Below are 14,202 nucleotides of genomic sequence, written 5' to 3'. Positions count from 1 at the left end.
TTTAGTGGACACACTAAAGCTGTAGCTTACAGAAAAGCGACATTTAGGTCCACTCCCGGCACATGTTAAATTCGCCGGGCCGCCAGACGGCCCACCCAGTCGTAAGCGTAAGGCCCTTTCGCGAGCTGCGCCCGCTTCCTACCAACGCAGGCCGAACACCAGTGGGAAGCGGGCGAAGCCGAAGGCGCAGCTCGCGAATGCGCCCCCTGCAAGTTACCGAAGGTCAAGCACATCCTGCATGTCATACAGCCCCGGCGCGCGACCTTCCAGCCACAGGGCGGCACGTACCGCCCCCTTGGCGAAGGTCATGCGGCTCGAAGCCTTATGGGTGATTTCCACACGCTCGCCTTCGGCGGCGAACAGCACGGTATGGTCACCTACCACATCGCCAGCACGCACGGTGGCGAAGCCGATGGTCTGCCGGTCGCGCGCGCCGGTCTGGCCTTCGCGCCCGTATACGGCGACTTCCTCGAGGTCACGCCCCAGGGCGCTGGCCACCACTTCGCCCATGCGCAGGGCGGTCCCGGAGGGAGCGTCCACCTTGTGCCGGTGATGCGCTTCGATGATCTCGATGTCCACTTCGTCGCCCAGCACCCGGGCGGCGGTGTCGATCAGCTTCAGGCACAGGTTCACCCCCACGCTGAAGTTGGCCGCGAACACAATGGGAATATCCTTGGCCGCGTCGGCCAGGCGTTCCTTTTCCTCAGCGCTGAAACCGGTGGTACCGATGACCATGGCCTTGCCAGCCTTGCGGCAGAACGCCAGGTTCTTCAGGGTCACCGATGGGTGGGTGAAGTCGATCAGCACATCGAACTCCTCCCCCACCTTGGCCAGGTCCCCGGAAAGCGGCACGCCGATACGGCCCAGGGCCGCCAGCTCGCCGGCGTCGGCACCGACCAGGGTGCTGTCGGCGCGATCGATGGCGGCAGTAAGGCCGGCACCCGGCGCCTGCTGCACCGCCTCGATCAGGGTTTTGCCCATGCGGCCGGCGGCCCCCATCACAGCTATACGTCGCATCAGTGAATCCTTTTGATCGTTCGCTTCAGAGGTCGCCAAAGAAGCGCTTCATGCCTTCGAACCAACCGCTGGCCTTGGGCGAGTGGGTGGTGTTGCCTTCCAGCGAAGCGCGGAACTCTTCCAGCAGCTCGCGCTGGCGGCGATCCAGGTTGACCGGGGTTTCCACGGCGACGCGGCAGAGCAGGTCGCCCGGGCCACCACCGCGCACCGGCGCTACGCCCTTGCCGCGCAGGCGGAACTGCTTGCCGGTCTGGGTGCCTTCCGGGATCTTGAGCTTGACTCGACCATCGAGGGTCGGCACTTCCAGCTCGCCGCCCAGGGCCGCGTCGGTGAAGCTGATCGGCACCTCGCAGTAGAGGTTCTTGCCGTCGCGCTGGAAGATCGAGTGCTCGCGCACGTTGATCACCACGTACAGGTCGCCGGTGGGGCCGCCCTGGGCGCCCGCCTCGCCTTCGCCGGACAGGCGAATGCGGTCGCCGGTATCCACCCCTGGCGGCACCTTGACCGACAAGGTCTTGAACTCTTCCACGCGCCCTTCGCCATGGCAGCCATCGCAAGGGTCGGAGATGATCTTGCCCTGGCCATGGCAGCGCGGACAGGTTTGCTGTACGGAGAAGAAGCCCTGCTGCATGCGTACCTGGCCGATGCCGGCGCAGGTGGGACAGGTCACGGGGGCGGAGCCTTTCTTGGCGCCGCTGCCGTCGCACACCTTGCAGTTGACCAGGGTGGGCACGCGAATGCTCACAGTGGTACCGCGCACGGCTTCTTCCAGGTCCAGCTCCAGGGTGTAGCGCAGGTCGCTGCCACGCTGGGCACCGCCGCGGCCACCGCGGCCGCCGCCGAAGAAGTCGCTGAACACATCGCCGAAGATATCGGAGAAGTTGGCGCCGCCGAAGCCCGGCCCGCCACCGCCCATCTGGGGGTCTACCCCGGCATGACCGTACTGGTCGTAGGCGGCGCGCTTGCTGGCGTCGGAAAGCACTTCATAGGCCTCGTTGGCCTCCTTGAAGCTTTCTTCGGCGGCCTTGTCGCCCGGGTTGCGGTCCGGGTGATACTTCATCGCCAGGCGGCGATAGGCTTTCTTCAGGTCGGCTTCGCTTGCGCCCCGCTCTACCCCAAGTACCTCGTAATAGTCACGCTTAGCCATATGGTCGTTTTACACCCTGAATAAGATTCGCCAATGCTCCCTGGCCTGAGCCAGGAAGCGCGCTGGCCGAGCCCCGCCGCCACGCCTGAAGACGGGGCGACCGCTGGCACGCTTGCCGGCCCGGCGCCGGGGTGGATAGCCACACCCCTGCGTTCGCGCCATGGTCAGCAGAACGCGCCCGGCAAACCGGGCGCGATGAATTTCCTGTGTTCCAGACACGCCAACGCGGGGACCAGGGCCCCCGCGCGGCGACATGCTACCAGTCACCGCGCGAATGCAGGAAACCGGCCGATCACAAGTAAGGCTTACTTGTTGTCTTTCACTTCTTCGAACTCGGCATCGACGACGTCGTCGTGCTTCTTCGGCTCTTCAGCCGCTGGCTGCGCGCCAGCTTCCTGAGGGCCTGCCTCGGCGTACATCTTCTGAGCCACAGGCGCGGTGACCTTGGACAGCTCTTCGATGCGCGCCTCGATGGCCGCCTTGTCGTCGCCCTTTACAGCCGTTTCCAGCGCGCTGACCGCGGTTTCGATGGCCGCTTTCTCTTCGGCGGTCACCTTGTCGCCCGCCTCGCTGACCATCTTGCGAGTGGAGTGCACCAGCGCGTCACCCTGGTTGCGGGCAGTGGCCAGCTCTTCGAACTTGCGGTCTTCCTCGGCATTGGCCTCGGCGTCACGCACCATCTGCTGGATTTCTTCCTCGGACAGGCCGGAGTTGGCCTTGATCACGATGGACTGCTGCTTGCCGGTGGCCTTGTCTTTCGCGCCCACGTGCAGGATGCCGTTGGCGTCGATGTCGAAGGTCACTTCGATCTGAGGCACGCCACGCGGTGCTGGCGGAATGTCGCTCAGGTCGAACTTGCCCAGGGACTTGTTCTGCGCGGCCTGCTTGCGCTCACCCTGCAGCACGTGAATGGTCACGGCGCTCTGGTTGTCGTCAGCGGTGGAGAACACCTGGGACTTCTTGGTCGGGATGGTGGTGTTCTTCTCGATCAAGGGGGTCATCACGCCGCCCATGGTTTCGATACCCAGGGTCAGCGGGCTGACGTCCAGCAGCAGCACATCCTTCACATCACCGGCCAGTACCGCGCCCTGGATGGCGGCGCCCATGGCAACGGCTTCGTCCGGGTTGACGTCCTTGCGCGCTTCCTTGCCGAAGAAGTCGCTGACAGTCTTCTGGACCAGCGGCATGCGGGTCTGGCCACCGACGAGGATCACGTCGTTGATCGAACCAACGTCGATGCCGGCGTCCTTGAGCGCGATGCGGCAAGGCTCGATGGTGCGCTGCACCAGGTCTTCGACCAGCGACTCGAGCTTGGCGCGGGAGATCTTCACGTTCAGGTGCTTCGGCCCGGTGGCGTCGGCAGTGACGTATGGCAGGTTGACGTCGGTCGACTGGGAGGAAGACAGTTCGATCTTGGCCTTTTCAGCGGCTTCTTTCAGACGCTGCATCGCCAGCGGGTCACCCTTGAGGTTCATGCCGCTTTCTTTCTTGAACTCGTCGACCAGGTAGTCGATCAGGCGGATGTCGAAGTCTTCACCACCGAGGAAGGTGTCGCCGTTGGTGGCCAACACTTCGAACTGGTGCTCGCCGTCGACTTCAGCGATTTCGATCACGGACACGTCGAAGGTACCGCCGCCCAGGTCGTACACGATGACGGTGTGGTCGCCCTTGGCCTTGTCCATGCCGTATGCCAGCGCGGCCGCGGTCGGCTCGTTGATGATGCGCTTGACGTCCAGGCCGGCGATACGGCCGGCGTCCTTGGTGGCCTGACGCTGGCTGTCGTTGAAGTAGGCCGGAACGGTGATCACCGCTTCGGTGACCGACTCGCCGAGGTAGTCTTCGGCGGTCTTCTTCATTTTCTTCAGCACTTCGGCCGAGATCTGAGGAGGCGCCATCTTCTGGCCGTTCACTTCGACCCAGGCGTCACCGTTGTCGGCCTTGGCGATCTTGTACGGGACCATCTTGATGTCTTTCTGTACGACTTCTTCGTCGAACTTGCGACCGATCAGGCGCTTCACCGCATACAGGGTGTTGTGCGGGTTGGTGACCGCCTGGCGCTTGGCCGACTGGCCGACCAGGATTTCACCGTCGTTGGCGTAGGCGATGATCGAAGGGGTGGTACGCGCGCCTTCGGCGTTTTCGATGACCTTGACGTTGCCGTTCTCCAGAACGGAGACGCAGGAGTTGGTCGTCCCCAGGTCAATACCGATAATCTTGCCCATGTATGAAACTCTCCCGAAACTTTGAATTGGGTTGCCGCGCCAGTGGTGGCTGTACGCGGTAGCACTCGAACGCTTGACGACTAGATGGGGGCCGCTCTACGGATTTCAAGCCTTCTCGTCGATAGAAGGCGTGGCCGCGGCGGCAGGTTTGCTGACCACCACCATGGCAGGGCGCAGCAGGCGGCCATTGAGCTGGTAACCCTTCTGGAACACCTTGATCACGGTGTTGGGTTCCACGTCGGCGCTTTCCTGCATGGCCATGGCCTGGTGATGCTCGGCATTGAAGGGCTCGCCGTGCGGGTCCACCGCTTCGGCGCCGTAGCGCTTGAGAGTGTCGGCGAACATCTTCAGAGTCAGCTGCATGCCTTCACGCATGGGGCGCAGGGCTTCGTCATCGGCGCTGGACATTTCCAGGCCGCGCTCGAGGCTGTCGATGATCGGCAGCAGCTCGCCAGTGAACTTCTCCAGGGCGAACTTGTGAGCCTTCTCCACGTCCTGCTCGGCGCGGCGGCGAATGTTCTGCACTTCGGCAGCCACGCGCAGGGATTGGTCCTTGGCTGCGGCCAACTGCTCCTCGAGGGCCTGTACCTGAGCGGCAAGATCCTCGCCAGCGGCTTCCGGCGCCGCGGTCGCTTGCGGGTTCTGTTCGTCCAGAGTCTTGTCTTCAGCCATGGAATTCTCCTTTTGAATGCGTTAGCGGGGTTCGGCCGAGGAAGCCCCGCGCCTGTTGCCGGCCTATATGGGGGCGTCGGCGACGGGTTCAAGGGCCTGACAGGCTAAAGACCTTCCCGAACGTACTGGCTTTCACCCAGGGCGACGCCTGGCATTGTCAGCCCATGCGAAGCACTGTATAAATAACCAGACCTTTTCACCTCGGGGATCGTGACCATGCTGGTACACCTGTCCGTTCACAACTACGCCATCGTCGAACACCTGGACCTGGAACTCGAGCGCGGGATGAGCGTGATCACCGGGGAAACCGGCGCGGGCAAGTCCATCATGCTCGACGCCCTGGGCCTGACCCTGGGCGACCGGGCCGACAGCGGCGTGGTGCGTCCGGGGGCCGACAAGGCGGACATCCTGGCCACCTTCGACGTGAGTGAAATCCCCGATGCCCGGGCCTGGCTGGCCGAACGGGACCTGGACACGGACGCCCACTGCATCCTGCGTCGGGTGATCACCAGCGAAGGCCGTTCGCGCGCCTACATCAACGGCACCCCCAGCCCCCTGGGCGACCTGAAGGCGCTGGGCGAACTGCTGATCGACATCCACGGCCAGCACGAGCACCAGTCGCTGCTCAAGCCAGATACCCACCGCCGCCTGCTGGACGAATACGCCGGCGCGGTGGACCTGGCCCGCCAGGTCAGCCTGGCCGCCCAGCGCTGGCGGCAGACTCGCCAGGAAATCCATCGGCTCTCCAGCACCAGCGACGAACAGCGGGCCCGTCATCAGTTGCTCAGCTACCAGCTCGAAGAGCTGGAAAACCTGGCCCTTGGCGAGAACGAGCTGGAAGAACTGGAAGAAGCCCAGAAGAACCTGGCCAACGCCGAGGGCCTGTTCGCCACCAGCCGCCAGGTGGTGGAGCAATGCGCCGAGAGCGACTCGGGCAATATTCTCGACGCCCTGGGCGCCTGCCTGAACCGGCTCACCGCCATCGCCAACCCGCCGCGCGCCCTGCAGGAAGCGGCCAACATGCTGGCCAGCGCGCAGATCCAGGTAGAGGAGGCGGTAGGCGAGCTGAACCGCTTCGTGGACAATTTCGAGGCGGACCCGGCTCGCCTGCAACTGGTGGAAGAACGCCTGGACACCATCTATACCCTGGCCCGCAAGCACCGGGTGCAGCCCAACGAAGTGGCGGCCCTGCAGCAGAAGCTGTTCGACGAGGTGGAAAGCCTGGCCGCGTGCGACGAGTCCATCGAGCGCCTGGAAGGCGAGCTGGCGGCCTTCGCGCGTCATTATCATGAGAAAGCCGGCGAGCTCACCGGCCTGCGCGCCGAGGCGGCCAAGCGGCTGGCCGCGGCGGTGCAGGAAGAAATCCACCGCCTCGGCATGCCGGGCGGGCGCTTCCAGATCGACCTCAAGCCCCACGCCGGCGATGACCTGCACCCCCACGGCCAGGAAAGCGTGGAGCTGATGGTCAGCGCCAACCCTGGCCAGCCGATCAAGTCCCTGGCCAAGGTGGCCTCCGGTGGCGAACTGTCGCGTATCAGCCTGGCGATCCAGGTGATCACCGCGCAAACCTCGCGCACCCCCACCCTGGTCTTCGACGAAGTGGACGTGGGCATCGGCGGCCCCACCGCGGAAATCGTCGGCCAGTTGCTGCGTCGGTTGGGGGATCGCGGCCAGGTGCTCACGGTCACCCACCTGCCCCAGGTGGCGGCCCAGGGTCATCATCACCTGTTCGTGCACAAGCTGCGCGGCAACGACGAAACCCGCACCGCGGTGCGCAGCCTGGCCAAGGCCGAGCGTATCGAGGAAGTGGCGCGGATGCTCGGCGGCGTGGACCTGACCAAGGAGTCCCTGGCCCACGCGCGCAAGATGGTGGTCAGCGCCAAGGGTTGATTCCACGCCCTGATACACGAAACCCGCCATTCGGCGGGTTTCGTTTTACTGCGGTTCGGCTTATTTGGGCCGGCGCACGTACAGCACCAGATTATGGTCTACCAGCTCGAAGCCATGTTCGGCCACGATTTCCTTCTGGCGTTTTTCGATCTCGCTGTCGAAGAACTCGATCACTTCGCCGGAATCCACGTCCACCATGTGGTCGTGATGGCCACCGTCGGCCAGTTCGAACACGGCATGGCCGCCGTCGAAGTTATGGCGAACCACGAGCCCTGCGGCCTCGAACTGGGTCAGGACACGGTAGACCGTGGCCAGCCCGACGTCTTCACCCGCTTCCATGAGGGCCTTGTACACGTCCTCAGCGCTCATATGGCGCTGCTCGGCCGAGTCAAGCATTTGCAGGATCTTGACCCGAGGGAGGGTCACCTTCAGTCCTGCTTTTCGTAGTTCGTTGTTTTCAACCATGGTCAGCTTTCTCGCCGATGCTGCTTCGCAGCTTGATTCAATGCGGGTATGATCGGGGCTTTGTTGACCCAGCCAAGATAGTGGAAGTCGCCCACCGATGCAAAACACCAAGCACCTGCTTACCAGCCTCACCTTCGTGGGCCTGCTCGCACTCGCCGGTTGTTCGTTCCCCGGGGTTTATAAGATCGACATCCAGCAGGGCAATGTCGTCACGCAGGACATGATAGACCAGTTGAGGCCTGGAATGACCCGGCGGCAAGTGCGGTTTATCATGGGCAACCCGATGCTGGTCGACACCTTCCATCCCAACCGCTGGGACTATCTCTACAGCATGCAGCAAGGTGGCGCGCGTCGGCAGCAGGAGCGCATCAGCGTCTTCTTCGACGAGCAGGACCAACTCGCCAGCCTCTCCGGCGACTTCATGCCGGGCGTGAGCCGCGACGACAGCATCCTCGGAAAGGACAACAACGCCGCGCCGGCTGATTCCACCGCCCCCGCGCAGCAGCCTGAACAGCCCCAGGCGCCCGCCCAGCCGGGTTCGCTGCTGGATCAGATCCAGCGCGACGTGGACCAGGCCAAGCCCGTGCCGGTACCCAGCCCGGCGCCCATCGAGACCTCGCCGCAGTAATACGGCCTGGCCAAATCGCTGGAAACGAAAAGCCCGGTTCGCAGACCGGGCTTTTTCATTATGGCGAGTTCACTACCTGTAAAGCGCCCCGCCGGTTCCTGGTGAACCTGAAACCGCAGGCTCAGCCATTCAACTGCTTGGCCCGTTGGCAGAAAGCGTCCACCAGAGTGTTCGCGGCCTGGTTGAACAGCGGCCCTAGGGTGGCGCGCACCAGGGGGCCGTCGTAGTCGAAGGCCAGGTCCAGGCTGATCTTGCAGGCTTTTTCGCCCAACGGCTTGAAGATCCAGACACCATGTAGCTGGGTAAAGGGCCCCTCCTCCAGGTTCATCTCGATCTTCTCGCCGGGCGTGAGGGTGTTGCGGGTGACCAGCCGTTGGCTGAGGCCGCCCTTGGCCACTTCCAGGCTGGCGCGCATGAAGTCCGCGCCGGTTTCCAGCACTCGCGTGGACGAACACCACGGCAGGAATTCCGGGTAACGCGCCACGTCGTTGACCAGGTCGTAGAGGAACTGGGCCGGATAAGGCAGCAAGGCGGAACGTTGAATATGGGTAGTCATGAACGCGTCACTTCCAAAGCTGAGCGGCAAATACGACGAGGATGCCGCACGGCGCCACATAGCGCATCAAAAAGAAGGTGAGCTCGAACAGCCGTGGGTTACGAATGGCCAGCTCATCGCGCACGGCCTCCCGCCCCATGGCCCAGCCCGCGAAGAGAACGAAGCAGAGGCCGCCCAGCGGCAGCATGATACGGGACGTGAAGAAATCCACCACGCCGAAGAAGTCCAGGCCGGTTTGCGCTCCCCATTCATAGATGCGCAAGCCAGCGCCATCGTTCACGAAAAATTTCGCCTGCTTCCACAGGTTGAAGGAAAACACCGTGCCCAAGCCGAACAGCCAGCAGGCCAGCGCCAGCCAGGTAGCGACCCAGGCGCGCGAGGTGTTGTAGCGCTCCACCATGAAGGCGACCATGGGCTCGAGCAGAGAAATGGCCGAGCTCCACGCCGCCACGCCCACCAGGATGAAGAACACCACACCCATCAGTTGGCCGAAGGGCACGCTGCCGAAGGCGAAGGGCAGCGTCACGAACATCAGGCCCGGCCCTTCGCCGGGGTTCAGGCCGGCGGCGAACACGATGGGGAACAAGGCCACGCCCGCCAGCAGCGATACGAAGGTATCCAGCAGGGCCACCGAGACGATAGTGCCGCCGATGGACGCACTCTTGGGCATGTAGGCGCCGTAGATCATGATCGAGCCTACACCCACGCTCAGGGAGAAGAAGGCATGTCCCATGGCCGGCAGCAGCCCGTCCATGACCTTGCTGGCATCGAAGTCGAACATGAAGTGCACGCCATCCATGAAGTGCCCCGTGGTGAGGCTGTATCCCAGCAGGATCACCAGCAGCACGAACAGCAGCGGCATCATGATCCGCAGGCTTCGTTCCAGGCCGCTGACCACACCCTTGGCGATCACCACGGCGGAGGTGAACATGAACACGCTGTGCCAGAAGATCAGCCGCAGCGGGTTGCTGATCATGTCGCCGAAATAGGCCCCGACCTGATCGGGCGTCACGCCCTGGAAATCCCCGCGAGCCATGTCCACGATGTAGTCGAAGGACCAGCCGCCCACCACACTATAAAAGGAAAGGATCAGCAGGGCCGTGAGCATGCCGGCGAAGGCTGCCCAGGACCAGGCGGTGGATTGGCCCGCCTCCCGGGCCAGGGTAGCCAGTGCGTTGGCCGGGCTCTGCCGCGAACGCCGCCCGATCAGGGTTTCGGCCAGCATCACCGGCACGCCGATCAGGGCGATGCAGGCGAGGAACACCAGCACGAAGGCGCCGCCGCCATAGACGCCGACCATGTAGGGAAATTTCCAGATACTGCCCAGCCCGACCGCGGAACCCGTAGCGGCCAGGATGAACACCCAGCGGCTTGCCCAGCTTCCATGGACGGACACCTTTTCACTCGCCATCGGCTTTTCGCCCACCTGCCAAAAATGAGCGCGCATTGTCCGGGATTCGCCGTGGTGGCTCAAGGCGCCGCGGCGCCTGGAAACAATTGCCCCCGTAGCGGACCGGCCAAGTTACCCCTATAATGCGCGCCCTATGGCCAAGCAAAAGAAACATCCCACAGGGACGATCGCGCTGAACAAGAAAGCGCGCCACGATTACTTCATCGAACAGCGCTACGAGGCGGGGCTGGTACTCGCCGGCTGGGAAGTCAAAAGCCTGCGCGCCGGCAAGGCGCAGCTGGTCGACAGCTACGTCCTGCTCAAGGACGGCGAAGCCTGGCTGTTCGGCGCCCACTTCACGCCGCTGACCACCGCCAGCACCCACGTGATCGCAGACCCGATCCGCACCCGCAAGCTGCTGCTCAACAAGAAAGAGCTCGAACGCCTGCACGCCTCGGTCCAGCAGAAAGGCTACACCGCCGTGTGCACCGCGCTCTACTGGAGCAAGCACCTGATCAAGTGCGAAATCGCCCTGGGCAAGGGCAAGAAGGAATACGACAAGCGCGACACCGAGCGCGAACGCGATTCCAACCGGGAAATCGCCCGGGCCGTGCGCAGCAAGGGCAAGGGCGAGGACTGAGCCCGCCGGAAACAGCGAAGCTGCCGGATGCGGGTCAACGCCATTCGCCAGCTGCCGCTGGCTCCCACCGGAATACGCTCTGAGCCACGCTCACGGGGGCAACACCAGTCATCTGGTGGGAGCTAGCACCAGCTAGCGAACCCTTGTACTTCCGGCTCAACACCTCAGGCAGCTCCCCTGCCCCCCGCTCCGCCCGGGGCCAGCCACTGGCTCTAACCCACCCTCACGGGCCAACACCAGTCATTTGGTGGGAGCTAGCGCCAGCTAGCGAACCCTTGTACTTCCGGCTCAACACCTCAGGCAGCTCGCACTCCCAGCACCTACAACCCCTGCCGCCGCTCCGCCCGGGCCAGCCGCTGGGCCTGCTGCTGTACCTCCTCGGGCACTTCCTGCACATGCATAAGAAGCTGCCGAATGCGGGTCAACGCCATTCGCCAGCTGTCGCTGGCTCCCACCGGAACAGGCGTTGAGCCCAATCACCTGGTGGGAGCTAGCGCCAGCTAGCGAACCCTGGCAACCCGCCCCCCAGGTCTACAACCCCTGCCGCCGCTCCGCCCGGGCCATGAGCTGCCCCTGACGAGGGTCAACACCAGCCACCTGGTGGGAGCTAGCGCCAGCTAGCGAACCCTTGTACTTCCGGCTCAACACCTCAGGCAGCTCGCACTCCCAGCACCTACAACCCCTGCCGCCGCTCCGTCCGGGACAGCCGCCGGGCCTGCTGCTGTACCTCCTCGGGCACTTCCTGCACATGCATAAGAAGCTGCCGAATGCGGGTCAACGCCATTCGCCAGCTGTCGCTGGCTCCCACCGGAACAGGCGCTGAGCCCAATCACCTGGTGGGAGCTAGCGCCAGCTAGCGAACCCTGGCAACCCGCCCCCCAGCTCTACAACCCCTGACGCCGCTCCGCCCGAGCCAGCCGCCGGGCCTGCTGCTGCACCTCTTCGAGCACTTCCTGCACATACAGAATGTGTCGGCTGGACACCTCCCGTGCCAGCTCCGCCTTGCCCTCCATGATCGCCTCGTACAGCTCGCGATGCTGGCTGATCAGCATGGCCCGGGTTTCCGCGCGCTGCTTGTACATGCCGCCGATATTGGTGACCACATTGCGTTTGAGCAGGTCGAACAACCCTCGAATGGTATGCAGCAGCACAGCGTTATGGCTCGCCTCGGCAATCGCCAGGTGGAAGCGCGCGTCGGCGGCGCCCTCCTCTACTCGGCTGGCTTCGTCGGCCTTGGTGTAACAGGCCTGCAGCGCCTCGAAGGCCGCGCTGAGGCGCTCTCGGTCCACCTCGGTCGCCCGTAGGGCAGCGTAATAGGCACAGGAGGCTTCGAGGGTGTGGCGGAATTCGAGGAGGTCGTGCTGGGCACCAGGGCTATGCTCGAGCAGTTCCAGCAGGGGGTCGCTGAAGGTGGCGCCGAGGCTGTCCACCACATAATTGCCGCCGCCCTGGCGGCTGACCAGGATGCCCTTGGCCGCCAGCTTCTGGATGGCCTCGCGCAGCGAGGGGCGGGACACGCCAAACTGCTCGGCCAGCACGCGTTCGGCCGGCAGGCGCTCACCGGCGCGCAGGGTACCTTCGAGAATCATGCCCTCGAGCCGCTCGACGATATCGTCGGACAAACGGCGCTGGCGCACCTGATCAAACCCCATCGTCTTCTCCACCGCCTCAAGCCCAGGCCCTGGTAGGCCATTGCCGGCAATTCTAACAAGGCCGCGAGGCGCCCACACGCCTGGCCTACGACCAAAGTCGCCGCCGGGAAAATTGACAGCGCGGCCCGAGCCACCCTAACCTAGCCCGCACCTGATGTAAATTGGTATTACCAATTACCCGTAGCGCCTGACCAACAACAATTAGAGGCCTCCATGCAAACCTGGCAGCAAATCTATAGCCCTCTGGGCAGCCTCGGGCTGTCCGCCGCCTTTGCCCTGATCCCCATCGCCTTCTTCTTCCTGGCCCTGGCCTGGCTGCGCCTGAAGGGGCACGTGGCTGGCAGCCTGACCTTGTTGCTGTCGCTGTTGGTAGCGATATTTGCCTTCAAGATGCCCGCGGATATGGCTGTGGCCGCCGCGGGCTATGGCTTCCTGTACGGCCTCTGGCCCATTGCCTGGATCATCGTGGCGGCGGTGTTCCTCTACAAGCTCACGGTCAAGAGCGGCCAGTTCGAGGTGATCCGCAGCTCGGTGCTGTCGCTCACCGAAGACCAGCGCCTGCAGGTATTGCTGATCGGCTTCTGCTTCGGGGCCTTCCTGGAAGGCGCGGCCGGCTTCGGCGCTCCGGTGGCGATCACCGCCGCGCTCTTGGTGGGCCTGGGCTTCAATCCGCTCTACGCCGCCGGCCTGTGCCTGATCGCCAACACCGCGCCCGTTGCCTTCGGCGCCTTGGGCATTCCGATCATCGTGGCGGGGCAGGTGACCGGCATCGACGCCTTCAAGATCGGCGCCATGACCGGCCGCCAGCTGCCGCTGCTGTCCATCTTCGTGCCCTTCTGGCTGGTGTTCATCATGGACGGCTGGCGCGGCGTGCGGGAAACCTGGCCCGCCGCCCTGGTGGCCGGCGCCAGCTTCGCCATCACCCAATACCTGACGTCCAACTTCATCGGCCCCGAGCTGCCTGACATCACCTCCGCCCTGGTCAGCCTGGTGTCCCTGGCGGCCTTCCTCAAGGTATGGTCCCCGGCGCCCAGCGCCGCGCAGCTGGCCGGGGCCAGCGCCGGTGCCGCCGCCGTGCGCGCACCCGGTCGGCAAGACTCCAGCCACAGCCTGGGTGCGATTCTCAAGGCCTGGTCGCCCTTCCTGATCCTCACCGTGCTGGTGACGATCTGGACGCTCAAGCCCTTCAAGGCCCTGTTCGCCGCTGGCGGCGCGCTTTACGCCTGGGTGTGGAGCCTACCGGTACCGCATCTGGACCAACTGGTGATGAAGATGGCGCCCATCGTTACCACGCCGACCGCCATGCCTGCTGTGTTCAAGCTGGACCCGATCTCCGCCACCGGTACGGCCATCTTCCTCTCGGCCGTGGTCAGCATGCTGGTACTGCGGATCAACGCAAGAACTGGTCTTACCACTTTCGTCGAGACCTTGCATGAGCTGCGCTGGCCGATTCTATCCATCGGTATGGTGCTGGCCTTCGCCTTTGTCACCAACTACTCGGGCATGTCCTCTACCCTGGCGCTAGTGCTGGCTGGCACAGGCGCGGCCTTCCCGTTCTTCTCGCCCTTCCTCGGCTGGCTAGGAGTGTTCCTGACCGGCTCGGATACCTCCTCCAACGCGCTGTTCAGCTCGCTGCAGGCCACCACCGCCCACCAGATCGGCGTCAACGACACCCTGCTGGTGGCGGCCAACACCAGCGGCGGGGTCACTGGCAAGATGATTTCGCCGCAGTCCATCGCCGTGGCCTGCGCTGCAACCGGGCTGGTGGGCAAGGAGTCGGATCTGTTCCGCTTCACCCTCAAGCACAGCCTGTTCTTCGCCGCCGTGGTAGGCCTGATCACCCTGGCCCAGGCGTACTGGTTTACCGGCATTCTGGTGCATTGAGGCTTTAATCAAAGGGCACCCGCGCATTGGGTGCCCAAC

12 protein-coding genes are annotated in these 14,202 nt (G+C 64.2%); 4 read left to right on the top strand and 8 right to left on the bottom strand.

Annotated elements, in window-relative coordinates:
* Nucleotides 1-213: 213 nt before the first annotated feature.
* The 4 genes from dapB to grpE all read right to left on the bottom strand — a co-directional run bounded on the left by dapB (nt 214) and on the right by grpE (nt 5,058).
* A complete protein-coding gene (gene dapB, locus BN1188_RS01225) occupies nt 214-1,017 on the bottom strand; it encodes a 4-hydroxy-tetrahydrodipicolinate reductase (protein ID WP_040259349.1) in 804 nt (267 codons plus the stop codon).
* Nucleotides 1,018-1,042: 25 nt separating this feature from the next.
* Nucleotides 1,043-2,164, bottom strand: a complete 1,122-nt coding sequence (dnaJ, locus tag BN1188_RS01220; RefSeq protein WP_040259348.1) for a molecular chaperone DnaJ — start codon at nt 2,162-2,164, stop codon at nt 1,043-1,045.
* Nucleotides 2,165-2,469: 305 nt separating this feature from the next.
* Nucleotides 2,470-4,386: a molecular chaperone DnaK gene (gene dnaK, locus BN1188_RS01215; protein WP_040259347.1), complete on the bottom strand. Its 1,917-nt coding sequence runs from the start codon at nt 4,384-4,386 to the stop codon at nt 2,470-2,472.
* Nucleotides 4,387-4,491: 105 nt separating this feature from the next.
* A complete protein-coding gene (gene grpE / locus BN1188_RS01210; protein ID WP_040259346.1) occupies nt 4,492-5,058 on the bottom strand; it encodes a nucleotide exchange factor GrpE in 567 nt (188 codons plus the stop codon).
* A gap of 216 nt (nt 5,059-5,274) precedes the next feature.
* Between grpE and recN the strand changes: the two genes are divergently transcribed.
* Nucleotides 5,275-6,948: a DNA repair protein RecN gene (gene recN, locus BN1188_RS01205; RefSeq protein ID WP_040259345.1), complete on the top strand. Its 1,674-nt coding sequence runs from the start codon at nt 5,275-5,277 to the stop codon at nt 6,946-6,948.
* Nucleotides 6,949-7,008: 60 nt separating this feature from the next.
* Here the strand turns inward: recN and fur are convergent, their stop codons facing one another.
* Nucleotides 7,009-7,413, bottom strand: coding sequence for a ferric iron uptake transcriptional regulator (gene fur, locus BN1188_RS01200; protein ID WP_040259344.1), 405 nt, complete (start codon nt 7,411-7,413; stop codon nt 7,009-7,011).
* Nucleotides 7,414-7,510: 97 nt separating this feature from the next.
* Between fur and bamE the strand changes: the two genes are divergently transcribed.
* Nucleotides 7,511-8,041 (top strand): outer membrane protein assembly factor BamE, encoded by a 531-nt coding sequence (bamE, locus tag BN1188_RS01195; RefSeq protein ID WP_040259343.1) that lies wholly within the window; start codon nt 7,511-7,513, stop codon nt 8,039-8,041.
* A 121-nt stretch (nt 8,042-8,162) separates the two neighbouring features.
* Here the strand turns inward: bamE and BN1188_RS01190 are convergent, their stop codons facing one another.
* Both BN1188_RS01190 and BN1188_RS01185 read right to left on the bottom strand, forming a co-directional pair.
* Complete coding sequence (locus BN1188_RS01190; RefSeq protein WP_040259342.1) at nt 8,163-8,597, bottom strand: type II toxin-antitoxin system RatA family toxin; 435 nt, start codon at nt 8,595-8,597, stop codon at nt 8,163-8,165.
* 7 nt (nt 8,598-8,604) lie between these two features.
* Nucleotides 8,605-10,008: a sodium-dependent transporter gene (locus BN1188_RS01185; RefSeq protein ID WP_040259412.1), complete on the bottom strand. Its 1,404-nt coding sequence runs from the start codon at nt 10,006-10,008 to the stop codon at nt 8,605-8,607.
* A 133-nt stretch (nt 10,009-10,141) separates the two neighbouring features.
* Between BN1188_RS01185 and smpB the strand changes: the two genes are divergently transcribed.
* Nucleotides 10,142-10,627: an SsrA-binding protein SmpB gene (gene smpB / locus BN1188_RS01180; protein WP_040259341.1), complete on the top strand. Its 486-nt coding sequence runs from the start codon at nt 10,142-10,144 to the stop codon at nt 10,625-10,627.
* An 884-nt stretch (nt 10,628-11,511) separates the two neighbouring features.
* On the opposite strand, the gene BN1188_RS01175 is transcribed toward smpB, so the two are convergent.
* Nucleotides 11,512-12,279: an FCD domain-containing protein gene (locus tag BN1188_RS01175; protein ID WP_040259340.1), complete on the bottom strand. Its 768-nt coding sequence runs from the start codon at nt 12,277-12,279 to the stop codon at nt 11,512-11,514.
* A 213-nt stretch (nt 12,280-12,492) separates the two neighbouring features.
* On the opposite strand from BN1188_RS01175, the gene BN1188_RS01170 reads away from it, so the two are divergent.
* Nucleotides 12,493-14,163, top strand: coding sequence for a lactate permease LctP family transporter (locus tag BN1188_RS01170; protein WP_040259339.1), 1,671 nt, complete (start codon nt 12,493-12,495; stop codon nt 14,161-14,163).
* Nucleotides 14,164-14,202 lie beyond the last annotated feature (39 nt).

This window comes from Pseudomonas massiliensis (assembly GCF_000826105.1).
GTDB classification, from domain to species: Bacteria; Pseudomonadota; Gammaproteobacteria; order Pseudomonadales; family Pseudomonadaceae; genus Aquipseudomonas; species Aquipseudomonas massiliensis.
This window is presented reverse-complemented; position numbering and strand designations above follow the sequence as displayed.

Coding starts and splice junctions, on each gene's coding strand:
- dapB (WP_040259349.1), bottom strand. CDS start 1,017: ATGCGACGTATAGCTGTGATGGGGGCCGCCGGCCGCATGGGCAAAACC.
- dnaJ (WP_040259348.1), bottom strand. CDS start 2,164: ATGGCTAAGCGTGACTATTACGAGGTACTTGGGGTAGAGCGGGGCGCA.
- dnaK (WP_040259347.1), bottom strand. CDS start 4,386: ATGGGCAAGATTATCGGTATTGACCTGGGGACGACCAACTCCTGCGTC.
- grpE (WP_040259346.1), bottom strand. CDS start 5,058: ATGGCTGAAGACAAGACTCTGGACGAACAGAACCCGCAAGCGACCGCG.
- recN (WP_040259345.1), top strand. CDS start 5,275: ATGCTGGTACACCTGTCCGTTCACAACTACGCCATCGTCGAACACCTG.
- fur (WP_040259344.1), bottom strand. CDS start 7,413: ATGGTTGAAAACAACGAACTACGAAAAGCAGGACTGAAGGTGACCCTC.
- bamE (WP_040259343.1), top strand. CDS start 7,511: ATGCAAAACACCAAGCACCTGCTTACCAGCCTCACCTTCGTGGGCCTG.
- BN1188_RS01190 (WP_040259342.1), bottom strand. CDS start 8,597: ATGACTACCCATATTCAACGTTCCGCCTTGCTGCCTTATCCGGCCCAG.
- BN1188_RS01185 (WP_040259412.1), bottom strand. CDS start 10,008: ATGGCGAGTGAAAAGGTGTCCGTCCATGGAAGCTGGGCAAGCCGCTGG.
- smpB (WP_040259341.1), top strand. CDS start 10,142: ATGGCCAAGCAAAAGAAACATCCCACAGGGACGATCGCGCTGAACAAG.
- BN1188_RS01175 (WP_040259340.1), bottom strand. CDS start 12,279: ATGGGGTTTGATCAGGTGCGCCAGCGCCGTTTGTCCGACGATATCGTC.
- BN1188_RS01170 (WP_040259339.1), top strand. CDS start 12,493: ATGCAAACCTGGCAGCAAATCTATAGCCCTCTGGGCAGCCTCGGGCTG.